Source organism: Thermonema lapsum, assembly GCF_011761635.1.
Classification (GTDB): domain Bacteria; phylum Bacteroidota; class Bacteroidia; order Cytophagales; family Thermonemataceae; genus Thermonema; species Thermonema lapsum.
Genome location: NZ_JAASRN010000002.1, coordinates 823,147 through 845,867, shown reverse-complemented (window position 1 = coordinate 845,867; position 22,721 = coordinate 823,147). Strand labels below are relative to the sequence as shown.

Sequence of the window (22,721 nt, the reverse complement as noted above, 5' to 3'; positions counted from 1 at the left end):
TATATTTTGCGGTATAAGATTTTGATAAGCGGCTATATAGCCGCTTATTTTTTTGCATATTTTTTGCTTGTATTACACTGTGAGAAAGCTACGATTTCTTTTGTAGCGCAGAAGCTGTAATTCGTTTACTTTTAGGATTGTGATGCGAAATCTGATTGTTATGATGAAACTACTTCTCTTTCTCTGCTTTTCGTTTATTCAGCTGTTTTCTTGGACATACAGCATCCGCTTGGCAGTAGATTTTGAGCCGGTGCGTGGCTATGTCTTTGTAGGACCCGACACCGACCTAAGCATGCTTTTTTACACTATCAAGAGCCAAGAAGAGTGGGAAACTGTTTTTAAACCCTATCCTGGGCATTATCCTAAAAAGGTAACCCGTGTAGATTTTAAACGTTATGATGCCATTGCTTTAATAAAAAATGGCTATGATTATTGGTTTTTGCGTCCACAAAAAGTGGAGGTGGAAAATGGCGAAGTAAACTTTTTTTACGAAGCATATATCACAGAAAAAAACATTCCATGGAAAGCGGCTATCCCTTTGATAGTACTCATTCCCAAGGGGCAATACAAAGCTGTGCGCTTCATCGAAAACGGACGCATCGTGAAGCGTTTGGAGCACTATTGAAAACAGCCTTGATAGATGTTAAAAACAAAAAGGGAGTCCCAGATGGGCTCCCTTTTCAAATTGGTTACAGAAGTGAAGGGCTCGTTTAGAGAGGTATATTGCCGTGCTTTTTCTTGGGCAGACTTTCTACTTTGTTTTCAAGCATATCGAATGCACGGATGAGCTTTTGTCGCGTTTGTGAAGGCATGATTACTTCATCGATATAGCCGCGGTGTGCTGCCCGGTAAGGGTTGGCAAATTTATCTTCATACTCTTGAATCTTTTCCTGAAGCTTGGCTTCTGGGTCTTCGGCTGCTGCTATCTCTTTGCGGAAGATGATTTCAGCTGCCCCTTTAGCACCCATCACTGCAATTTCGGCTGTAGGCCATGCGTAGTTCATATCGGCACCTATGTGTTTGGAATTCATCACGTCATAGGCTCCGCCGTAGGCTTTTCGGGTAATGACAGTAATACGGGGCACAGTGGCTTCGCAGAAAGCATAAAGCAGCTTGGCGCCGTGGGTGATGATGCCATTCCACTCTTGGTCGGTGCCGGGTAAGAAGCCGGGCACATCTTCAAACACAAGCAAAGGAATGTTGAAAGCATCGCAGAAGCGTACAAAACGGGCAGCTTTCACACTGGCGTTGATGTCGAGCACACCTGCCAATACTGCCGGTTGGTTGGCAACAATGCCTATGCTGCGTCCTGCCAAACGGGCAAAACCTACCACGATATTTTCGGCATAGTTTTGATGTACTTCAAAGAAACTGCCGGCATCGACTACCTCTTCAATTACCTCGCGCATATCGTAAGGCTGGTTGGGGTTGTCAGGTACTATGTCATCTAATTTGGGGCGCAGTTCGTTTTGCGGGGTATAGGGTAGGCGTGGCGGGTCTTCTTCGCAGTTTTGCGGTATGTAGCTCAGTAGCTTTTTGATGTACTCGATACACTCCACTTCATTACGACAGGCGAAGTGGGCAACGCCGCTCTTGGAAGTATGGGTTTGTGCTCCACCCAGTTCTTCGGCGGTTACATCTTCATGGGTTACTGTTTTGACCACATTCGGACCCGTCACGAACATGTAAGACGTTTTTTCAACCATCAAAATAAAGTCGGTAATAGCTGGAGAGTAAACTGCACCGCCTGCACAAGGTCCCATGATAGCCGATATTTGCGGAATTACGCCCGAGGCACGGGTGTTGCGATAGAAAATGTCGGCATAGCCGGCAAGCGACACTACACCTTCTTGAATGCGCGCACCGCCCGAGTCGTTCAGCCCGATAACCGGTATGCCGTTTTTCATGGCTAAGTCCATGATACGGCATATTTTTTCGGCGTAGGCTTCGGAAAGTGACCCGCCAAAAACAGTAAAGTCTTGCGAAAAGACATAGACCGGGCGCCCATGGATGGTGCCGTAGCCTGTAACGACCCCATCGCCCAAGTAATACTCCTTATCTAAGCCGAAATCCTTGCAGCGATGCATGACAAAGCGCCCAATCTCCTCGAAAGAGCCTTCGTCGAGCAGCAACTCAAGGCGCTCGCGTGCAGTGAGCTTACCTTTTTTATGCTGGCTTTCTATTTTTTCGATTCCCCCTCCTAAAAACGCTTCTTCATTTTTCTTTTTCAGCAGCTCATATTTCTCTACTTTGGTGCGTGCCGAAAGTTTTCCTTTATGATTTTCCATATGTTGACAGTTTCAATTTGTTTGGTATATAGGCAATGAATGAAAGCCCAAGATAAATTTAAAATAAAGGATTGTCAAACCTTTGAAGGCAGGATGAAAGGCGGGGTCTGCCTGAATTGTGTAACTTTGCAAAAAGTAGTTTTGTAAGCACCCCCACGAAGGGTGCGCTATTTTAATCCGCAGCATGATGAAACTGGCAATAATGAATACTTTCGATTTTAAAAAACACTTGAGCGAGCAGCCGATATTCGGGTATGTGCAACAGGCAGCCGACGCCTTGGGCGTAGAAGCTTATGTGGTAGGGGGCTATGTGAGAGATTGCCTGTTGGGGCGCTCAACCCAAGATGTGGATTTTGTATGTGTAGGCAGCGGCATTGAATTGGCAGAAAAGACAGCTGCGCTGATTAGTCCCAACTTGAAAGTAAACGTATATAAAAACTTTGGCACAGCCATGTTTCATTTCGATGGCTGGCAGGTAGAGTTTGTGGGTGCGCGCAAGGAGTCTTACCGTTCCGATTCGCGTAAGCCCATTGTGGAAGACGGCACCCTCGAAGACGACCAAAAAAGACGAGACTTTACCATCAACGCCTTGGCTGTGCGGGTTAATAAAGACCATTGGGGAGAGCTGATAGACCCTTTCGATGGATTGAAAGACTTAAAAAGTAGAATAATTCGCACTCCCTTGGACCCCGACATTACCTTCTCCGACGACCCTTTGCGCATGCTGCGTGCCATTCGTTTTGCTTCGCAACTCAGATTCGATATAAATGCAGGCACTTTCGAAGCCATCATACGCAACAAAGAACGAATCAAAATATTATCGCAGGAGCGCATTACCGAAGAGCTGAACAAAATTATTCTGTCGCCTGAGCCTTCTTATGGCTTCAAACTGCTGTTTGCTGCAGGCTTACTTGAATACGTCCTGCCCGAATTGGTGGCTTTGCATGGAGTGGAGGTAATTGACGGCAAAGGGCACAAAGACAATTTTTACCATACACTGAAAGTGCTCGACAACGTGGCTAAGGTAAGTGATGACCTCTGGTTGCGTTGGGCTGCCCTTTTGCACGATATAGGCAAGGCGCCTACCAAAGCCTTCGACCCCCAAGTGGGCTGGACTTTCCATGGGCATGAAGTAGTGGGCGCAAAAATGACGCGGCAGATATTTCGCCGCTTATGCCTGCCCAACAAAGAACCTTTGAAGAAAGTGGAAACGCTGGTGCGTTTGCATCTGCGTCCCATTGCCCTAGTCAAAGAGACCGTTACCGACTCTGCCATTCGCCGTTTGCTGTTCGACGCTGGCGAATATCTCGAAGACTTGATGATTTTGTGTCGTGCCGACATCACCTCGAAAGACAAAAGCAAAGTAGCCCGCTTCCTGAGTAGTTTCGATAAAGTAGAGCAGAAAATCATGGAAGTGGAAGAGCGTGACCGCATCCGTAACTTTCAACCCATTGTTAGCGGTGAATGCATCATGTACACTTTCGATTTGCCTCCGGGGCGTCTGATTGGCGAGTTCAAGGAAGCGATAAAAGAGGCTGTTTTGGACGGCAAAATCAAAAATGACTTTGACCAAGCCTTTGATTTATTGCTTACCTTGGCAAAAGAAAAAGGATTAACCCCCAAAAAGTCAAAAGAAGAAGTGAAAGCGTGGTGGCAAGAGCAGCAAGCTCTCAAACAACAAGAAGCGGCAAAACGGAACTAAGTTTTTTTGTAAAGTGTAAAAAAGCTAAATTAGAAAGCCTTTTTTGTAGAAGATTGTGACCAACCAAAACCAACTATGGAAAGTGAAAGTAGTATTTTATGGCTTCTTTTGTTGACCGCCCTTTATGCTTTAGCTACCCTCTTGCGGGTAGCGGTCGTGAAGTACCATAATCTGCACGCTGCCTTAGAAAAAGAAGACAAATTATCGCTCGAACGTACCGAATTCCTGACCATGCGCCACAACTTGGTGCTTTCTTCACTTTATTTGTTCAAAGTGCTGGTGGCGCTCCTCATCGGCTGGCTGGCAGCACAAGCCTGGTTGAGTTTGGCTATTCGCGAAGCTTATGGGCACTGGAGCTTAGCCATTGGGGGGTTGCTCCTCTGCGCCGTGCTTTTGGCTCTGTTGGGCGACTTCTGGATGCGCTCCCTTGCCATTCAGTCGTCGGTGAAGGTCTTGAAAAAGCTGTTTTTCCCTTTGCGGCTGATTTATGCTTTTCTTTATCCTTTTGCGTGGTTTGTATTGAGTGCCGCCCAAAAATTAGCAAAAAATGGCGGCAATTTCCGTACCGAAACCACCCTCTATGACGAAGAAGAAATCTTGGCAATGATTGAGCATCAACCGCAAGAAGAAGGGCAGCAAGATACGGAGCAAACACTCATTGTAAACGTATTGCAGTTCAACGAGAAAGTGGCAGGGCAAATCATGGTGCCACGCCCCAAGGTGGCGGCAGTCTCTATTGACAGTCCCTTGCAGCAAATTATAGATAAAGTAAACGAAGAAGGCTATTCCCGTTTGCCCGTCTATGAAGAGACTATCGACAAAATAGTGGGCATTCTTTATGCTAAGGACCTGCTTTCTTTGGCAGTAAAAAAAGGTGATTCAGATGCTTCTGACCTGAAACGTATCTTGCGCAGACCTCTGTTTGTGCCCGAAAACATGCCGTTAGACCGCCTGCTACGTACCTTACAGCACCATCGTGTGCATATGGCTATTGTGGTGGACAAATACGGCGGTACTGCTGGCTTGCTTACCCTCGAAGACGTGCTCGAAGAGATAGTAGGTGATATACAGGACGAATACGACAACGAACAGCCTATAGTGCAGCCTCTCGGCGAAAATCACTACCTGCTGGATGCCCTCACCTCACTCACCGATGTGAACCGTTATCTGCCTTTCGATATACCCGAAGGCGAAGAATACGATACTGTTGCCGGGCTGCTGAACTATACGCTGGGCAAAATTCCGGAAATAGGTGATACAGCCATCATCGAAAACTTCAAATTTACGGTCAAGGAGAAGGAAGGCAATGCCATTACCAAAGTAGAGCTGGAGGTATTGCCCGAACAAGCCGTTTACAATATCGACTAACCCGTATGTGCAAGCGCCTTTTGACATACTGCATGATAGTCTGGGTGGTAGTGAGCGCTTGCTTCCCTTTTCAAGACACCGAAGAGGTAAGCAAACTGCCGCTGCTTTGGCATCATTATGTAAGCCATCATGCAGGCTCATCATTTTTCAATTTTTTGGTTGAGCACTACGTGAAACTGAACCACACTCACCAAGACCAAGGCGACTTGGAGCATCAGAAATTGCCCATGAAGGTGCATCAGCACGAAGGGCTGCAGATATTTTTCTTTATACCGAGTGGTGGTGTCGGTAGGTTTGAATCTCCAACGGCTATCAACGTAGTTTCTTGCTTTGCTTCCGGTAGCGGCTCGCCGCGCCATATTGCCCGCTTTGTCTTTCATCCCCCCTGTAGAGCATAGCCCCTCTGCTTTTTTGTGATTCGGCAAAACCCGAAAACTGCCTTCTTGCCTACGATGGCATCAGAGGCGGCTGTTTTGCCTTTGCTTTCATTCACTCCAAAAGACAAAAGCTATGCTCAATAGAATCATTCATTTTTCCATTCAACATAAAGTGGTGATAGGCATGTTCATGCTGGCGTGGCTGGCGTGGGGCATTTATTCTCTGCGTCAATTGCCCATAGATGCCGTGCCCGATATCACCAACAACCAAGTGCAGATTATCACAACGGCACCGGCTTTATCTGCCTCTGACGTAGAGCGCTTGGTTACTTTTCCTGTGGAACAGACCATGCTCAATATACCTGAGCTGAAAGAAGTGCGTTCCATCTCGCGCTTTGGTTTGTCGGTAGTAACCGTGGTTTTCGATGATGCCACCGACATTTACTGGGCAAGGCAACAGGTACAGGAACGCCTTGCTGGCGTCGAGGTGCCCCCGTTTATAGGTAAGCCGGCAATGGCTCCTTTGTCCACGGGTTTGGGGGAGGTCTATCAATACGTGCTGCGCCCAAAGAAAGGGTATGAACAGCGCTACGATGCCATGGCATTGCGCACGCTGCAAGACTGGGTAGTGCGGCGGCAGTTGTTGGGCACGCCCGGAGTGGCAGATGTCAGTGGCTTTGGTGGGCAACTTAAGCAATATGAGATTGCTTTAAATCCTCAAAAATTGCGCGCTTTCAGGCTAACCGTTGCCGACATAGCCCGGGTAGTAGAAGCGAACCATCAGAATGCAGGTTCGGCTTACATAGAAAAAGGCGAACGTGCTTATTTTATCCGTAGCGAAGGCTTACTGCATTCGCTCGATGAATTGAAGCAGCTTTGTGTGGGCTACACAGAGCAGGGTTTGCCCATTTTACTTGCAGAAGTGGCTGAAGTCCGTTGGGGGCATGCAGTGCGCTACGGTGCACTCACCTACAACAACCAAGGCGAAGCTGTGGGCGGCATCGTGATGATGCTCAAGGGCGAAAATGCCGCAAAGGTCATTGAGCAGGTCAAACGACGCCTCGAACAGATACAACGCAGCTTGCCCGAAGGAGTGGTGATTGAACCCTACTTGGATCGTACACAGCTGGTAAATCGTACTATCCGCACGGTGGTGAAAAACCTCACCGAAGGAGGGTTGATAGTCATTGCCGTGATTATGCTGTTATTGGGCAGTTTGCGTGCTGGCTTGGTGGTAGCTTCGGTCATTCCCCTCTCTATGTTGTTTGCCATAGGTATGATGAACTTATTTGGCATTTCAGGTAATCTTATGAGCTTGGGCGCCATTGATTTCGGCATCATTGTCGATGGTTCTATTATCATTGTAGAAGCGTGCTTGCACTACTTGCATACGCGGTTTTTGAGCCGGAGCCTACAGCAAGCCGAAATGGATGAGGCTGTATTTCGTTCAGCGGCTAAAGTGCGTAATGCAGCTGCTTTCGGTGAAATCATCATCATGATGGTGTATTTGCCCGTACTGGCTCTAAGCGGCGTAGAGGGGCGTATGTTCAAGCCCATGGCGGCTACTGTCATTTTTGCCATTTTGGGGGCTTTCCTTTTGTCTTTGACCTATGTGCCTATGATGAGCGCTTGGGGGTTCAATAAAAAGATAAAACCTGCTTGGGCGGTCTCGGAGCGCATAGTTGATACCATGCAGAGGATGTATCGTCCTTTGCTGTTAACAGCCTTGCGCCGGCGGTTAACATTGCTTGCTGTAGCGGTGGTGCTGTTTGCAGTGAGTTTGTGGCGCTTTCTGCACATGGGCGCCGAGCTGGTTCCTACCCTGCAAGAAGGCGACATGGCTATTCAAGTAACCCTTTTACAAGGTAGCAGTCTGCAAGAAAGCATCCGGCAGGTGTCCACCATTTCAGACATCTTGCTTCGGGAATTCCCTGAAGTGCGTGCTACAGTAGGCAAAATAGGGACTGCCGAAATACCGACGGACCCCATGCCAATAGAAGAAACTGACTTGATGGTATTGCTGCATGACCGCAGCACTTGGACCCGCTTCGAGACACAACAAGAGCTAATGGCTGCCGTACAGCAGCGGCTGGCGCAAATTCCCGGTTTGCAGTTGAGTTTTCAGCAGCCCATACAACTGCGTTTCAATGAGCTGATTACAGGCATACGCCAAGATGTAGCAGTGAAGTTATACGGCGAAAACTTTGATACGCTTATGGTTTATGGTGAAAAAATAGCCCAAGTGGTGCAGAAAGTGCAAGGAGTCAAAGATTTGTATGTGCAACGGCTGGGGGGCATGCCACAGTTGGTAGTCTCTTTTGACCGACAAGCTTTGGCGCTTTATGGTATTGACATTGCTACCGCCAATCAAAGTCTGCAGGCTGCCTCTGCCGGCTGGCAGGTGGGACAAATTTATGAAGAAGAGCGGCGCTTCGATGTGGTGTTGCGTTATGCCGAGCGCTTCCGTCAAAGTCCAGAGGCTTTACAAGAGATTTACCTGCGCAGCAAAGACGGGCAGATGATACCGCTTTCGAAAGTGGCTCGTATCGAACTGAAAGAAAGCCTGAATGAAATCCGTCGCGACAATGCGCGCCGCTTCTTGAGTGTGGCTTTCAATGTGCGGGAGCGTGATATTGCATCGGTCGTGGAAGAAGTGGAAAAAAGAATTGCCAAGGAGGTGAAACTACCTCCCGGTTACAGCCTTACTTTCGGAGGGCAGTTTCAAACGCTTCAGGAAGCCCAAAAACGTCTGATGATAGCCGTGCCCTTGGCATTGGCACTCATTTTTGTGTTGCTCTACTTTACCTTCGGTTCTTTTGCCGACGCCTTGCTTATTTTTTCAGCAGTGCCTTTGGCTGCTATTGGTGGAGTATGGGGGCTCAGCTTACGGAATATGCCCTTTAGCATATCGGCAGGAATAGGCTTCATTGCGCTTTTTGGCATTGCTGTGTTGAATGGCATTGTATTGATTGCAGAGTTTCGCCACTTGAAAACAAAATACAGCAATCTGTGGCGGATAGTACAAATCGGGAGCCTCACCCGTTTACGCCCCGTGATGACTACAGCGTTGGTGGCATCTGTGGGCTTTTTGCCCATGGCGCTTTCTCAGTCTGATGGAGCAGAAGTACAGCGCCCTTTGGCTACGGTGGTCATCTTCGGCTTGATGACAGCTACCCTACTCACTTTGCTACTGCTGCCTTGTCTTTATACGCTGAAAGAACAAGCGTTGGTTGGGCGCGCCGGCAAGCGCTCCATGTCTGTGATAGTCATGATTTTTTCTCTTTCGCTCTTGTCTTTGCCTTCGAAAGGACAGTCCTTGTTGCAGCGTCGAGAGTTGCCCATTTTGGTGCAGCAGCAAGAAGCCCTGCGGGCAGCAGAAACGCAGACCCAGGCTCAAGCCTGGCAAGCCAAGAACTGGGCACAGTTGCCCCAACTGCAAATAGAATGGATGAGTGGGCAGTACAACTCCATCTATTGGGATAACTATTTTGCCATAAGACAAGAGCTACCTTTGTTTTGGCAGCTCAAAGCTCGCAAGGCATACGCCCATAGCAGCTATGAACTGCAGCAGCGCCAGCAGGAGTTTCTGGCGAAAGAGCTGCTCTACCAAGCCATGCTTGCTTATGAAGAGGTTCTGTACGAAAGGCAAGTGGCAGCCCTTTACGACCAAGCGGCGCAACTGACAGACTCTCTGCTCTATTTGGCTGCTAAGGCTCTTGAAAAAGGCGAAATAAGCGGCTGGCAATATACCCAGTGGCAGTTGTCTTCTTATCAATACATACGCTTGCGACTCGAACATCAAAAAGCCTTACTTGTAGCTTCTACTAATCTTGCTTTGTACACGGGCAAATCGAGCCTACCTGCCGATTCGCTTGCTGCTTGGCAGATGCCTACTTTGATGCAAACAAATGCGCACCCTTATGAAGAAGTATTATCAGCTCAGCTGACGCAAGAAGAAGCTACTCGGCAGCGGCAGTGGGCTGAGTGGATGCCTTCACTCACCGTGGGGTATTTCAATCAATCGTTGATTGGGTGGCAGGGTCCTTCCAATCAAGAGCAGTTTTATGACGCAGGCAATCGCTTTCAAGGGGTGCTATTCACGCTTAGCTTACCTTTTATCAACAGTGGGGTGTATAAACAGAAGCAAGCCAGCAAAGCAGCAGTCGAAGCGCGCAAGTTAGAAAACGCTTGGCAACAAAAGCAATGGAATCTGAAAAAAGAGGAAGCGCACAGACAGCTGTTGTGGTTGGCAACTGAACTGAACAAACTGCAGCCGCTCTACGAGTTACAGCTGCAGCAGTTGCAACGGGCTTTCATGGCTTATAGCCGTGGCGAACTTGACCGCATCACTTTTTACAATTACCGCCTTCAAACCTTGAGCTGGCTGGCTGATTATTACACCCGCCTCTACGATTACAACCGTGCCGTGATTACTTGGCACTATTATGCCAATACACTCGAAGAGGCTTTGAATCAATTTTAACCATCCTTTTAAAACACCGAAAATATGAAACGTTTATTGTATATTCTTCTGGCTTCGATGTTGTTTGAGTCTTGCAATAAAGACAAGGTACAACAAGAGACGAACCAAGCGCGTGATGCTGCCGAGGTCTCTGCTAAGCTGCAAGCTGTGGAGTTAAGCTCACAGCAAATTAAAGAAATGGGCATACAGTTCACACAGCTCGTTCGGCAAGAGGTGTCGGAATGGATAGAAGTGAGTGGGCAGGTGATGCCGCCTCCCGAAAGCCTCATTCAGGTGGGTACTCGCATTCCCGGCTATGTGCGTAACCTGCAGCTCGTAGAAGGGCAGCATGTGCAAAAAGGACAAGTACTTTTTTATATCGAAAGTTTGGAGTTCATCGATATGCAGAGGCGTTACCTAACGCTGCTTGCAGACTTGCAGCAACTCGAAAGTGCCTATAAAAGAGAGCAGGCATTGCTGGAGCTTGATGTCAATGCGCGTAAAACTTTTGAACAGACCAACGCCGCTTATCGTAAGACGCTGGCAGAAAAGAAAGCTTTGGAGGCACAGTTGGAGCTGTTGGGAGTCAATCCTACAGAAATAGCACAAGGCAGCATGAAAAAATCCTTACCTGTACGTGCCGCGCACTCTGCGGTCGTAACCAAAATATTAGTTACCGAAGGGACTTACGTGCAGCCGCAGCAACCTGTGTTGGAATTGCTCGACGAACGCCATGTGCATATAGAGTTGACAGTTTTTGAAAAAGACTTACCGAAAGTACAACGTGGGCAAAAAGTACGCTTGGTGTTGGCTGCCGTACCCAACGATACACTGCACGCCGAAGTGTTTGAGGTGAATGCCAAATTAAACGCAGACCGCAGCACCAATGTGCATGCACACTTCAAAAAAGCTCCCGAACATCCCCTTGTAGGTAGCTATGTGCAAGCGTGGATTGCTGTTGCGCCCCGTGTGGCGTGGGTATTGCCCGAAGAAGCGGTAGTATATGATAACGGGCAGGCATATGTATGGCGCAAGCAAGGCATACGCTTGGAACCCTTGGCAGTGCAATTGATGCGCAGCGGTAGAGGAGAAGTAGCATTGCAAGAACCTCTGCCGTTCAGTCCCCAAGATTCTATAGTTTCAACAGGTGCCTTCCGCTTGCTGGCTATCTTCCGCAATGCCGGAGAGGAGGAATAAAAGAAAGGCTGTCCTTACGGGACAGCCTTCTTTTCAAGTTTCTATTTCGATACCTTTTTTGTTCTTGAACTTATATTCGTTAATAGCCAATGAGCTATCAGGAATGACACGCACCCAAGTGCCGTATTTAAAAAACCACTTCATTTGTTTGGACCAAAGCCCTTTGGTGAAGTAGGCATGCAAATAAGGGTGCACAATAAGACTCAGACCGCGCTCTTTTTGATGGTGCACGATGTAGTCCAAAGCATTTTCAATGGCATCTGCAATTAATATGCTGGCAGAGATGCTGCCGGTGCCATTGCAGGCGGGACAAACCTCTCGGGTTTTAATGTTTAATTCGGGACGGACGCGCTCCCGGGTGATTTGCATCAGACCGAAGCGGGTGATGGGTAATATCGTATGGCGGGCACGGTCGCTTTTCATAAATTCTTTCATGGCTTCGTACACCTCTTTTTTGTGGGCGGGGTTTTTCATGTCTATGAAATCAATGACGATGATGCCGCCCATGTCTCTGACACGCAGCTGACGGGCTATTTCTTTGGCTGCTTCCAAGTTGACTTTTAGCGCCGTTTCTTCTTGATTGCCCGTATTGGCTGCTTGGTTGCCGCTGTTTACGTCTATGACGTGTAAGGCTTCGGTGTGTTCAATGATGAGGTAGCCGCCACCGGGAAGCGACACGCTTTTGCCAAAGATTTGTTTGAGTTGCTTTTCGATACCGTAGTGTTCAAAAATACCCACTTTGCCATTATACAGCTTCACGATTTTTTCGCGGTCGGGGGCTATGCGCCGTATATATGCGCGTATTTCTTCATACATGGCGGGGTCGTCAACCACTACCGCATCGAAATTTTCATCGAGCATGTCGCGCAAGATGGCAGACACACGGCTCAACTCACCGATAATCTTGGCAGGTGGGCGTGCCTCTCGCAAAATGCGATAACCGGCTTCCCATCGTTCCATCAGCTCGCGCAGGTCGGCATCGAGTTCTGCTACTTCTTTGCCTTCGGCTGCTGTGCGTACAATCACACCAAAATTCTTGGGTTTGATAGAGTTGATAAGCCGTAGTAGTCTGTTGCGCTCTTCTTTTTTGATGATTTTTTTCGATACGTTGACCGTATCGGCAAAGGGAATGAGCACCAAATAGCGTCCTGCAATGGTGAGTTGGCAGGATAGGCGGGGACCTTTATTCGAAATAGGTTCTTTTTCTATTTGTACCAAGATGGGCATATTGCGTTTGAGCACCTGCCCTATCTTGCCCCCTTTCTCTATAGGCTCTTCAAACTGGATATTGTCTAACTTATGCGTTTTTTGCTGCTTGGCAATAGTGTCTTTGGTATAGCGCAACAGCGTGCGTACATTCGGACCCAAGTCGGTGTAGTGCAAGAAAGCATCTTTTTCGTAGCCTACATCGATGAACGCTGCGTTGTGCCCTGAGACTACCTTTTTTACCGTCCCGAAGTAAATATCTCCTACATTAAACGGATTGTCCCCCTCTACTACATGATACTCAATAATGTCTTTGTCATTGAGCAGCGCAATGCGTACGCTGTTTTTGCTGACATTGACAATTAGTTCATGATTCACGGTCTTATAGTTTTACTTGCTTCATGTAAAAAAGAGGGAAAAGGCTTCCGACTGAAGCCTTTCAGGTGCGTGCAATCAATGCACTAACGGTTTTTCTTCTTATGACGGTTTTTTCTTAGTCTTTTTTTGCGTTTGTGTGTCGCAATCTTGTGTCTTTTACGTTTTCTTCCACAAGGCATAGTTTGGTTATTTTTTGGTGAAACATTAATTTAATTCTTGCATTGCTTGCTCTATTTGCGCTTTGGCGGTGGGGTCTTGCAAGTGCTCAAGGGCTTTTTGCAAAGTAGCTTTGGCTTCTTTGGGCTTACCGAGGTTCAAGTAGCTCTCGGCAAGCAGCAAATAAGCCTCGGCATGCTGGGGGTTCACCTCGAGCAAATGCTCGAAACGCTGAGTTGCTTTATCGTAGGCTCCCCGTTGCATGGAAAGCAAGCCCAAGTTGTAGAGCGCCAATTCATGGTTGGGATTGGTCTGCAGTATATTCAAAAGCATTTGAATGCCTTGCATAGGCTCCGACGTGGTAACATAGGTCATCGCCATTTTAGCCTTGGCATCCAGTAATGTTGGGTTTTCGTTTAGCACTTGTTGGTAAAGTGCCCGAGCTTGTTCACCAAAGCGATTGGCGCGCTCTACGTCCATAGCAAAGCGGAATGCCTCATAGTAGGCATCGGCAGCACGCAGTTTGTCTTGTATGCTTTGACTGCGCTCGGCTTTCCATGCCATATAATATGCGGCGCTGTCGAAGCGCCCGGCTTGGTAAAAAGCCATTGCCAGTGAATCTGCCCACAGAGGTTTTTCGCTTGCTTTGGCTTGAATCCATGCCTCTTTCAAGCGCTTGATTTGAGCAAGAGAAGCCTCAGACAATTGCATGTTGGCATGGAGTTCGTCCCTACTATTTTCTTGGGCAGTTGGGGCTTTTGCTGTAGCTGTGCTTGCAGGAGCCGCTGGCTTTTTGACTATCTGCCGAGGCAAAGCATACAAAAAGCCCATCATAGCTATTCCGCCAATGCCTACAATTATCTGAGACTTATTCATGAGCAGAGTGAATTACATTTAAACAGCCGCTTCTTGGCGACTTTCTTCTACTTTCAAGTTGTTTTTTACAGCCTCTGCAAAAGTCTTTGCAGGCTTGAAAGAAGGCACATAATGCGGTTCAATGATGATAGCCACGTTTTTGGCAATATTGCGAGCGGTTTTGCGAGCTCGTTTTTTGTTTACAAAGCTGCCAAAGCCGCGGAAGTAAATGTTTTCGCCTTTGGTCATGTTGTCTTTTACTACCTCAAAAAAGGTCTCCACTACTTTTTGAACATCAGCTTTGTCGATACCAGTCTTCTCAACAATCTGTGCGATAACTTCTGCCTTTGTCACGGTTCTTACAATTTTTAAGTTAAACCTTGGTCTTACAAAAATATAACGAGTTAAAAACCACTGTTTTAGTGGAACACAAAGGTATAGCTTGTTTGTCGATTTTAAAAATACTTGTCAAAAAATTTAATATTGCCCGGGAAAGATAAAAAACATAAAATATTGAAAGTCAGATTTAAAACAGCTGCTTTATGAAAATGATTCCTCGCTTTGCTGAGCGCTTGATGGCTTGGTATCGCCTGCATCAAAGGGACTTGCCTTGGCGCAACACGCGCGACCCTTATCGCATATGGCTTTCTGAGGTAATTCTTCAACAGACACGTGTGGCACAGGGGTTGGCTTATTATGAGCGTTTTGTAAAAACATATCCTACTGTACACGATTTGGCAAAAGCCCCTTTGGAAGAAGTATTGCGTTTGTGGCAGGGGTTGGGCTATTATAGCCGCGCGCGTAACCTTTATGCGGCAGCACAGACCATCAGCCTGCAGTATGGCGGATGCTTCCCGTCTAACTACGAAGAACTGTGTAAATTGAAAGGAGTTGGAGAATACACAGCCGCTGCTATTGCTTCTTTTGCTTTCGACGAAGCTGTGGCAGTGGTAGACGGCAATGTGTTTCGCGTTTTTGCACGTCTGTATGGTTTGTATGACGATATTTCGCTGACACGCACCAAAAGCAAATTCAAAGCATTGAGCGAGGGGCACATGCCACCAAAGGAAGCAGCGATTTACAACCAAGCCATCATGGAGTTTGGCGCTGTGCAGTGTACCCCTCAAAAGCCTCTGTGTTTGACTTGTCCCTTTCGCGACGACTGCTATGCGGCGCGCCATGGTAAGCAACAAGTGTTGCCGGTAAAAACCAAAAAACCTGTAAAACGCAAACGTTACTTGTCTTATCGTTTCTTTCTTCGCAAAGGAAAAGTATGGATGCAAGAGCGCACAAAAAAGGATATATGGCGGGGCTTATACGAGCCAGCTTGTGTGGAAGCTGCTACGGCAGCGGCACTGAAGCAACAGCTGCTTGAGCACCCGGCTGCCTTGCAGTGGCAGCAAGCCCAAGCCGTAACCCAAGTGCGCCACCTGTTGACGCATCAAGAGCTGTATATCGACATGGGTATTGTCATACTCGACGGTGAAGTGTCTTTGCCTGACTGCCTGCATAGTGAGGGAGATTGGTTTGCTTACGACGAATGCGATGCCTTGCCCAAACCTGTAGTAATTGCTCAATACCTTGAACAACACCGCCACCTGTTGAGCAGTTAAGCGACTATTTGTTTAAAACATGAAAATGAAACCTATTGAGCTGGGGTTGTTTAGTCGAAATTTTGTATATTCATGTGTGTTTACACACTAAAACAACCATAAACCATGGCAAGAGGACTCAACAAAGTAATTCTTATTGGCAACTTAGGTGCCGACCCCGAAGTAAGAACCTTAGAAAGTGGCTCGGTGGTGGCTACCTTCAATCTGGCTACTACCGAAGCGTACACAGACCGGCAGGGCAACCGTCAGTCTATCACCGAATGGCACAGGATAGAAATGTGGGATAGCTTGGCAAAGATAGCAGAGCAGTATTTGCGCAAAGGAAGTCAAGTGTATATCGAGGGAAAAATTCGCACCGACAACTGGGAAGACAAAGACGGCAACAAACGTTCTACGGTAAAGATTCGTGCCCAGTCGATGATACTCTTGGGAGGGCGTCCCGAAGAGTATGCTTCTTCTTCGAATGCTTCAACAAACAAACCTCTGGTAGAACAAAGCAGCCCTAGTACAGAAGAAATACCGCCTTTTCTGACCGACGACAATGAGGACGACCTGCCTTTCTAAGCAGTTTCCATTTTCTGGCAATTGTGCACACAGAAACGGCTTGCCCCTTTCTGTGTGTTTTTCTTTTACAAAGAAATGTCTGTAAATCAATTGAAGTGCGCTACCATCCACCGAGAGCGGCTATCCAGTTCGGCTTTCAGCTCGAGGATACGTGCTGAGGGATACAACAAAGCAGCCTCATCAATATAACGGCGGGCAGTTTCCCACTGACCGTGATTGAAGGCATTAGCCGCTTGGTTGTAGTAATACAAAGCAACAAGCTCTACAAAACGAATGGAATGGAGCTGCCCGTTTTCGGCGTAAAAGTGGGTATGCGCAGCGATGTCCCGTTCAAACTCCAGGAAGCCGTTTTTGTCAGTGGACTCCAGTACAATGGTCTCTTTGCCAAGATGCACCTTGATAAACACATGGTAAGGTGCTTCTATGATTTCATAGGGAATACCTGTTTTGCCCAGTAGGTAGGCATACACCATGCTGCCCGTAACGCAATCGAAAGCCCCTTTTGTGAGCAGCCCTTCCCACTGGCTGTAAGCTTGGTACTGTTTCAGTAAGTTTTTTTGTGTATGTCGGAACAGCTTGTACAATAAATTTTTATTGATGGGGTGGCTGTGAGTTTGTTTTTCCCAATATAGACGCTCTTGCTCTATGGCTTGACGGAATGCATGAAACTCGCGCAAAATAGCTTTTTGCATAGAGTGCCCGGCGCTATGTATATCTGTGTGGGCAGGCTGCGCATAGCCGGGCAAGCCCGTCGTCAATAAAATTGACACCACCATGATATATGCACAACGCCTCATGGTCTTTGCTTTTTCTTTTTTTAACTTTAAGTTAACAATTTCTTAACATTAGAGCAAATAAAAAGTTCGGGAATGGACGTAAAAATTTTTTTGTGCTTACAAAAGGCGTTCAATCATTTGGGCGTCGTTGATTTTGATATGCCCCTCACGGCTCAGCTCATCCAGTGCTTGTTCTATAAGAGGCAAATCCATTTGCTTTAAGTGTTTTCGAAGCTCTTCCAAAGGGATGGGAGCATGCAGGCAGGCTGTCTTGATTTGCTCTTTTACTTTCGCAAGGTGTGCTTCTTTGTTTTTCTTTCTCTTCTCGCGAATGCAATGGTCGCAAAAACCACAAGGCTGTTCATTTTTTTCACCAAAATAATGAGCAATGAACAGGCTTCGGCAGTGTTCACCTCGGCAATACTGTTCCATTAGGGCAATCTTCTGGAGGTGATTTTCTTTGAGCGCCTGCAGTAGCTCGTAGCGCAGGGGCAGCCGTTGCGCCGGATGACGGGGCAACAAAAACGTAAGTTGACTGCCTTCACCGGCAGGCTGGTAATCCATAATGCCGGAGTTGCGCAGTTTCATCAGGGCATGGTGAAGTTCTTGGGGCGAAAGGCTTAATTTTTTCGCCCAGTCGTTGAGTGAAAATGAATGGTATTCAGAAAGTAGCTTGCCCCCCCCTAAGCGCAAACACCCTTTGATGATGTCCTCGAGATGGGGGTTTCGCAATATGAAATCGTAAAGGTCTTTTTGATTGACAAGCACATGCAGTTGAGGCGGGCGGTAAAAATCCTCGTCGAGTTTTATGATTTCCAGCTGCTCCAGTGCTTTGAGGGCAAAGTATGCCTCTTGGGCAGGCAGTCCGCTTCGGCTTTGCCAGCGTTCAAAGTCGAAGTCAAAACTTTGCCCCTCGCCGCTGCCTATTGCCAGTTGGAAGTAGTTGGAAAGTGATTCGTAGGCACGCCTTAGCACCTCTTCGGGGGGATAGCTGCGCTCTATTTGTTTTTTTAGCTTTTGGAAGTCAGCTGGGTGGTAAAGCAAAACGGCGTAGGCAGCTTTTTCGTCGCGCCCGGCGCGTCCGGCTTCCTGATAATAGGCTTCCAACGAGGCAGGTGGGGCAAGGTGCATCACCAAGCGGACGTCGGCTTTGTCTATACCCATGCCAAAGGCATTGGTGGCTACCATTAGGCGAAGGCGATTGTGGAGCCAGTCGTTTTGTTTTTGGTTGCGCTCTTGTGGCGTCAAGCCTGCATGGTAGTAATCGACAGAGAAGCCCTTTTTGCGCAACCAAAGTGTCAGTTGTTCGCAGCGCTTGCGTGTGTCGGCATAAAGAATGCCGCTGCCCTCTACTTTCTGCAAAATGTAAAGCAAGCGCTCTGCTTTGTTCTCTTCTTCAAAGACCGAGTAAGAAAGGTTGGGACGTAAAAAGCTCTTCTGAAAAAAGCGGTAGCCGGGTCTAAATTGCAGTTTTTCGCAAATGTCTTGTTGCACCTGTGGCGTTGCCGATGCCGTAACGGCAAGCGTAACCGGGCGGTAGGGCAGCTGTTGGCGAAAGTGGGCAATTTGCAAGTAAGCCGGGCGGAACTCATAGCCCCATTGCGAAATACAGTGGGCTTCATCTACTGCCAGCAAGTGGATATTCATTTTTTGGGCTCTCTCGATAAAAAGGGCAGTTTGCAGGCGCTCGGGCGATACATACAAAAAGCGGACATTGCCATAAATGCAGCGGTCTAAGGCAAAATCTATTTGGCGGGCGCTCATGCCGGAGATGATGAGTTCGGCGGCAATCCCGCGGCGCTTCAGTTGCTCTACTTGGTCTTTCATGAGTGCAATGAGTGGCGACACCACCAAACACAAGCCCGAACGCAGCAAGCCGGGCACCTGATAGCAAATAGATTTTCCACCACCAGTAGGAAGCAATGCCAGCGTATCGTGCCCCTCCAATACAGAGCGAATGATGTCCCACTGCATCGGGCGGAAGGACGTATAGCCCCAGTATCGCTCAAGAACCAGTAGGGCTTCGGCTTCGGAAGGCACTTGTGTATTCTGTGGCTTCATGAAAATCAGTAAGTAGCGCTATTCTCTATGAATTTAAGATTTTTTTGCGTTTGTATTGCCTGATTTTTGCTAATGAACTAAAACGGTTCTTTGTTTCAACAAAACACAAGTTGTATGAAAAAGATTTTACTTTGGGGTTGGTTGACAGCCTTTGCTGTAGCACCCGCTTGGGCACAAGAAGAAGGACAAAATACCTATCAAGACCCTGCCATGACCATGGGGCTGTCTGCTATGGACAGCATGAGCGTGTTTAAGCTGCCTTTTGTTTACACCAAAATTGGAGAGCAGCAGTACGTTGGTTTCCGCATTCAGCCCGAAATCGTCATTTGGAAAATAGGCGTGGGCTTCGACGTGCCTTTGTTATGGAATATCGAAACACGTGAGTTGCGTAAAGACGAATTCCAGAACGGCGTGGGTGTTTTGCGTATGATGCGCTATCTGCGTTACGGTTTTAAAAAGCGCGACAAGGTATATGTGAAGGTAGGCGACATGACGGGTGAGTATATTGGCTATGGAGGGTTGGTCAACCAATACACCAACTCACCTTCCTTTGAGAAACGTGCTGTAGGTATCAGTGCCGACATACGCCCCGTTCCGTATTTTGGTATTGAAGGGCTTTATGGCAACCTGAGTACTTCGGGCTTGTTGGCGGTGCGTCCTTATGTGCGTCCTTTGGCAACTACTCAAATACCCATAGCCAAAACAGTAGAAATAGGCTATACCTATCTGCAAGACCGAGACAACACCGACTATACCAAAGTGTTTCAAGATGACCAAGCCACCAAAGACCTCTCGAATCTGCCTTCTACCAAATACGTGCGGGATGGGGTGAGTGCTTGGGGTATAGATATGGGTGTTACGGTTGTGAACAACTCCATGCTGCGCTTGACTGCTTACACCCAATACAACCAACTCAACAAAATAAACTCAGACAGCCTGCAGGCTCGTCAGTTGGCATTGGCTGCTGCCAATCCTGAGCAGGCTGACCTCATCAACGGATACAAGGCAGGTACTGGCTGGAGCATTGGGGCTCATGCAGGTATCAATTTCATAGCCAATATTTTCAACTTAGATGTTCGTTTAGAGCGCTTGTGGTATAGCGACTACTATCAACCCCAATTTTTCAATGCGATTTATGAGCTGAACAAAGACGCCAAAATAGAAAGTTTGCTCACTACCAAGTCTTTGACTGGTACTTTCGGTGCATTGACTGCTACCATCATCAACAAGGTGCGTTTGGGTGGGGGCTTGCTCTTGCCTGACAATGTATCGGCAGAGAACCCTGCCTACATCTATTTGACCTTAGATGCCAATGAACTGATTAAAGGGTGGATTATCCAAGGTTCTTATATCAAAGGGCAGTTGGCAGACTTGAGTGATGCCTTCACCTTAGACCAGCGTTCTTTGGCGCAAGGGCGTTTGGCTTATCGCTTTGCCAAGTTCCTTGCTTTGGGTGTAGATGCTAAATGGACCTTTGCCCGTACCGTAGAAAACGGTGTAGAGAAATTCGAAGTACAGCAGTTTATCATGCCCTACTTCGGTTTGCATGTACCATTTAATTTGAACAAGTGAATCATTAGAGCTTATGCTCAATAACATAGACCAAAAAAGGGCAGCCTTCGGTAGCAGGTTGCCCTTTGGTTTGTCGGAATATCTCTTTTGAATGCTTAAGTCATGAAACGCTCTTCGATGAAAGAAGCAAGATGTGGCACTGTTAGCTCGGGCAAATAAGGTGTGCTGTAGCCTTTGCCTATCTTTTCCAAGTTGCGCAGGGCAGAAGAGCTGATGTGCTCATATTCCACATCGCAGTGGAAGAATACAGTTTTTAGATTGCGCTTCATATCGCGCATAAACTGCAGCTGGTTCATCTCGTAAGCCAAGTCATCGCCGTTGCGCAGCCCGCGCACAAGCGTCACGTCGGCATAATCTTCTTTACTTGTCAGGTAATCGGTCAGCAAACCTTCGAAGCCCTCGGTTTGTCTGTAATAAAGCACCGGGCTGATGCTATCTTGCGTTAGTGTATCGGTTTTTTCCGGATTGACGCCCCGGGCTACAATGACCTTGTCAAATACTTGTTCGGCTTTCAGCAAAATATTGAAGTGCCCTTTATGAAAAGGATTGAACGAACCGGGATAAACGCCAATCTTGGGTTTATAGTGCAGCAGGTAATCGTAAAGGCTTTGCAGGTTGTTTTGATTTTCCGGATAGCGTTCAGTCCAGTGTTGAAGCAGCTTCAGGCGCGCTTCGCGGTAAATGCGATAATCGAAACACTGGTATTCCTTAAAAATGGCAGCTTCCCACCGCAGCAACTCCACAAATGAGCCGTGACGTAATATGTGGGTATCGAATTGGCAGAATAGAGCCGAAAGTGGGTGAGTAGCTTCGTAGGTGCGGGTATCGAGAATAATCTGTTTTACTATTGCAGCAGCTTCGCTTTGTTGCGAGCAGTTGCTTTCGAATAAGGCAGCCGATAGCTCTTCATTGTCTGTACGCCAAGGCAGGTAAATGGCATCGTGGTAGAAAGCCGCCGCTATCAAAATATGTTTTTCGCTGCCTTTCAGCCCACTTTGCTCTATACAACCTAACAGCTCTTTGAGATGAGCTAGGTTGTGGAAAAAGCGGTGCGGCTCCTGCCACCTTACGAGCAAGTGCTCATAAGAGGTGATACCGAAAAAAGCAAAGGTGTCGTGGTATTGCTTGAGCCACGACACCCCCGGTGTTTGATTATGCATGCTCACAACACTTTGCTTCTTGTTGTTTGTAAGCCGGACGGGGTTTCAATTGCAATATTTGGAAAAGCTTTTGGTCTTCCACGTAATCGGGGTTGGGGGTAGTGAGCAGTTTATCACCGGCAAAAATAGAGTTGGCACCAGCCAGAAAACACAATGCCTGCTCTTCTACGTTCATGCGCACGCGCCCCGCCGACAGGCGCACCATGGCTTTGGGCATCAAAATGCGGGCAGTGGCTATCATACGCACCATTTCCCACACCGAAACGCGCGGTTGGTTTTCGAGAGGGGTGCCCGGCACCGGCACCAGTGCATTGATAGGCACCGACTCAGGATGGGGATTCATCGTTGCCAAGGTGTGCAGCATGGCTATGCGGTCTTCTTCTTTTTCGCCCAAACCGATGATGCCTCCTGAACAAACTGAAATGCCATTTTTGCTTACTGCCTCAATAGTTTTCAGGCGGTCGTCATAAGTGCGGGTCGTGATGATGTTGTTGTAATAGTCTTCGCTGGTATCGAGGTTGTGGTTGTAAGCATACAACCCAGCTTCTTTTAGTTTTTGTGCTTGCTCTTCGGTGAGCATACCCAGTGTGCAGCAGACCTCCAAACCCAAGTTGGCAACACCTTTCACCATCTCAAGCACCTTGTCGAAGTCGCGGTTGTTGCGCACTTCACGCCAAGCGGCGCCCATACAAAAGCGGGTGCTACCGGCTTCTTTGGCTTCCAATGCTTTCTTTAATACGGTTTCTACATCCAGCAGCTTGTGCACCTCCACACCGGTATGATAACGTGCCGCTTGCGGGCAATAGGCGCAATCTTCGGGGCAGCCGCCTGTTTTTATAGATAAGAGTGTACACACCTGCACCTCGTTGGGGTCGTGATATTGGCGGTGCACCGTAGCGGCGCGATAAATCAACTCCATAATGGGGGTTTGGTAAATCTCACGCACTTCTTCAAGTGTCCAGTCGTTTCGTATCATAGCCGTATGA

At 47.7% G+C, this 22,721-nt stretch carries 17 protein-coding genes; 9 read left to right on the top strand and 8 right to left on the bottom strand.

Annotated elements, in window-relative coordinates:
- The first annotated feature begins 160 nt into the window (after nt 1-160).
- A complete protein-coding gene (locus tag FHS56_RS09105) occupies nt 161-625 on the top strand; it encodes a hypothetical protein (protein WP_166919932.1) in 465 nt (154 codons plus the stop codon).
- Nucleotides 626-710: 85 nt separating this feature from the next.
- Here the strand turns inward: FHS56_RS09105 and FHS56_RS09100 are convergent, their stop codons facing one another.
- Nucleotides 711-2,288: an acyl-CoA carboxylase subunit beta gene (locus FHS56_RS09100; protein WP_166919930.1), complete on the bottom strand. Its 1,578-nt coding sequence runs from the start codon at nt 2,286-2,288 to the stop codon at nt 711-713.
- Nucleotides 2,289-2,472: 184 nt separating this feature from the next.
- Here FHS56_RS09100 and FHS56_RS09095 point away from each other — a divergent pair, with 184 nt between their 5' ends.
- The 5 genes from FHS56_RS09095 (at nt 2,473) to FHS56_RS09075 (ending at nt 11,394) form a co-directional block, all read left to right on the top strand.
- A complete protein-coding gene (locus tag FHS56_RS09095) occupies nt 2,473-3,990 on the top strand; it encodes a CCA tRNA nucleotidyltransferase (protein ID WP_243844193.1) in 1,518 nt (505 codons plus the stop codon).
- 75 nt (nt 3,991-4,065) lie between these two features.
- Nucleotides 4,066-5,358, top strand: a complete 1,293-nt coding sequence (locus FHS56_RS09090; RefSeq protein WP_166919928.1) for a transporter associated domain-containing protein — start codon at nt 4,066-4,068, stop codon at nt 5,356-5,358.
- Between the two features lie 32 nt (nt 5,359-5,390).
- Nucleotides 5,391-5,756 (top strand): hypothetical protein, encoded by a 366-nt coding sequence (locus tag FHS56_RS09085; RefSeq protein ID WP_166919926.1) that lies wholly within the window; start codon nt 5,391-5,393, stop codon nt 5,754-5,756.
- 112 nt (nt 5,757-5,868) lie between these two features.
- On the top strand, nt 5,869-10,218 hold the full coding sequence (locus tag FHS56_RS09080) for a CusA/CzcA family heavy metal efflux RND transporter (RefSeq protein ID WP_166919924.1): 4,350 nt from the start codon (nt 5,869-5,871) through the stop codon (nt 10,216-10,218).
- 24 nt (nt 10,219-10,242) lie between these two features.
- The gene (locus tag FHS56_RS09075; protein ID WP_166919922.1) at nt 10,243-11,394 is read left to right on the top strand and encodes an efflux RND transporter periplasmic adaptor subunit; all 1,152 of its coding nucleotides are present in this window, start codon (nt 10,243-10,245) and stop codon (nt 11,392-11,394) included.
- 33 nt (nt 11,395-11,427) lie between these two features.
- Here FHS56_RS09075 and FHS56_RS09070 read toward each other — a convergent pair whose 3' ends face one another.
- The 3 genes from FHS56_RS09070 to FHS56_RS09060 form a co-directional block, all read right to left on the bottom strand.
- Complete coding sequence (locus FHS56_RS09070; RefSeq protein ID WP_166919920.1) at nt 11,428-12,978, bottom strand: Rne/Rng family ribonuclease; 1,551 nt, start codon at nt 12,976-12,978, stop codon at nt 11,428-11,430.
- 204 nt (nt 12,979-13,182) lie between these two features.
- Nucleotides 13,183-14,010, bottom strand: coding sequence for a tetratricopeptide repeat protein (locus FHS56_RS09065; protein WP_166919918.1), 828 nt, complete (start codon nt 14,008-14,010; stop codon nt 13,183-13,185).
- A gap of 18 nt (nt 14,011-14,028) precedes the next feature.
- Nucleotides 14,029-14,343, bottom strand: a complete 315-nt coding sequence (locus FHS56_RS09060) for an HU family DNA-binding protein (RefSeq protein ID WP_166919916.1) — start codon at nt 14,341-14,343, stop codon at nt 14,029-14,031.
- Between the two features lie 188 nt (nt 14,344-14,531).
- Here FHS56_RS09060 and mutY point away from each other — a divergent pair, with 188 nt between their 5' ends.
- Both mutY and FHS56_RS09050 read left to right on the top strand, forming a co-directional pair.
- Entirely contained in the window at nt 14,532-15,602 is a 1,071-nt protein-coding gene (mutY, locus tag FHS56_RS09055) for an A/G-specific adenine glycosylase (RefSeq protein ID WP_166919914.1), read from the top strand.
- A gap of 105 nt (nt 15,603-15,707) precedes the next feature.
- Nucleotides 15,708-16,166 carry a single-stranded DNA-binding protein gene (locus FHS56_RS09050; RefSeq protein WP_166919912.1) on the top strand — a complete coding sequence of 153 codons (459 nt, stop codon included), beginning with the start codon at nt 15,708-15,710 and terminating at the stop codon, nt 16,164-16,166.
- An 86-nt stretch (nt 16,167-16,252) separates the two neighbouring features.
- On the opposite strand, the gene FHS56_RS09045 is transcribed toward FHS56_RS09050, so the two are convergent.
- Entirely contained in the window at nt 16,253-16,963 is a 711-nt protein-coding gene (locus FHS56_RS09045) for a hypothetical protein (protein WP_166919910.1), read from the bottom strand.
- Nucleotides 16,964-17,059: 96 nt separating this feature from the next.
- Nucleotides 17,060-19,003, bottom strand: coding sequence for a RecQ family ATP-dependent DNA helicase (locus FHS56_RS09040; RefSeq protein WP_166919908.1), 1,944 nt, complete (start codon nt 19,001-19,003; stop codon nt 17,060-17,062).
- Between the two features lie 114 nt (nt 19,004-19,117).
- Between FHS56_RS09040 and FHS56_RS09035 the strand changes: the two genes are divergently transcribed.
- Nucleotides 19,118-20,575, top strand: coding sequence for a hypothetical protein (locus FHS56_RS09035; protein ID WP_166919906.1), 1,458 nt, complete (start codon nt 19,118-19,120; stop codon nt 20,573-20,575).
- A gap of 95 nt (nt 20,576-20,670) precedes the next feature.
- On the opposite strand, the gene FHS56_RS09030 is transcribed toward FHS56_RS09035, so the two are convergent.
- Together FHS56_RS09030 and bioB are read right to left on the bottom strand one after the other, a co-directional pair.
- Nucleotides 20,671-21,735 (bottom strand): adenylyltransferase/cytidyltransferase family protein, encoded by a 1,065-nt coding sequence (locus FHS56_RS09030; RefSeq protein ID WP_166919904.1) that lies wholly within the window; start codon nt 21,733-21,735, stop codon nt 20,671-20,673.
- Nucleotides 21,728-22,711, bottom strand: coding sequence for a biotin synthase BioB (gene bioB / locus FHS56_RS09025; RefSeq protein ID WP_166919902.1), 984 nt, complete (start codon nt 22,709-22,711; stop codon nt 21,728-21,730). Before bioB ends, FHS56_RS09030 begins: the two co-directional genes overlap by 8 nt.
- Between the last annotated feature and the right edge of the window lie 10 nt (nt 22,712-22,721).

Excerpts from the sequence above, each read along its gene's own strand:
- FHS56_RS09050 (WP_166919912.1), top strand. The coding sequence starts at position 15,708 with ATGGCAAGAGGACTCAACAAAGTAATTCTTATTGGCAACTTAGGTGCC.
- FHS56_RS09030 (WP_166919904.1), bottom strand. The coding sequence starts at position 21,735 with ATGCATAATCAAACACCGGGGGTGTCGTGGCTCAAGCAATACCACGAC.
- FHS56_RS09035 (WP_166919906.1), top strand. The coding sequence starts at position 19,118 with ATGAAAAAGATTTTACTTTGGGGTTGGTTGACAGCCTTTGCTGTAGCA.
- FHS56_RS09075 (WP_166919922.1), top strand. The coding sequence starts at position 10,243 with ATGAAACGTTTATTGTATATTCTTCTGGCTTCGATGTTGTTTGAGTCT.
- FHS56_RS09085 (WP_166919926.1), top strand. The coding sequence starts at position 5,391 with ATGATAGTCTGGGTGGTAGTGAGCGCTTGCTTCCCTTTTCAAGACACC.
- FHS56_RS09045 (WP_166919910.1), bottom strand. The coding sequence starts at position 16,963 with ATGAGGCGTTGTGCATATATCATGGTGGTGTCAATTTTATTGACGACG.
- FHS56_RS09105 (WP_166919932.1), top strand. The coding sequence starts at position 161 with ATGATGAAACTACTTCTCTTTCTCTGCTTTTCGTTTATTCAGCTGTTT.
- FHS56_RS09080 (WP_166919924.1), top strand. The coding sequence starts at position 5,869 with ATGCTCAATAGAATCATTCATTTTTCCATTCAACATAAAGTGGTGATA.
- FHS56_RS09040 (WP_166919908.1), bottom strand. The coding sequence starts at position 19,003 with ATGAAGCCACAGAATACACAAGTGCCTTCCGAAGCCGAAGCCCTACTG.
- bioB (WP_166919902.1), bottom strand. The coding sequence starts at position 22,711 with ATGATACGAAACGACTGGACACTTGAAGAAGTGCGTGAGATTTACCAA.
- FHS56_RS09095 (WP_243844193.1), top strand. The coding sequence starts at position 2,473 with ATGATGAAACTGGCAATAATGAATACTTTCGATTTTAAAAAACACTTG.
- mutY (WP_166919914.1), top strand. The coding sequence starts at position 14,532 with ATGAAAATGATTCCTCGCTTTGCTGAGCGCTTGATGGCTTGGTATCGC.
- FHS56_RS09090 (WP_166919928.1), top strand. The coding sequence starts at position 4,066 with ATGGAAAGTGAAAGTAGTATTTTATGGCTTCTTTTGTTGACCGCCCTT.
- FHS56_RS09065 (WP_166919918.1), bottom strand. The coding sequence starts at position 14,010 with ATGAATAAGTCTCAGATAATTGTAGGCATTGGCGGAATAGCTATGATG.
- FHS56_RS09100 (WP_166919930.1), bottom strand. The coding sequence starts at position 2,288 with ATGGAAAATCATAAAGGAAAACTTTCGGCACGCACCAAAGTAGAGAAA.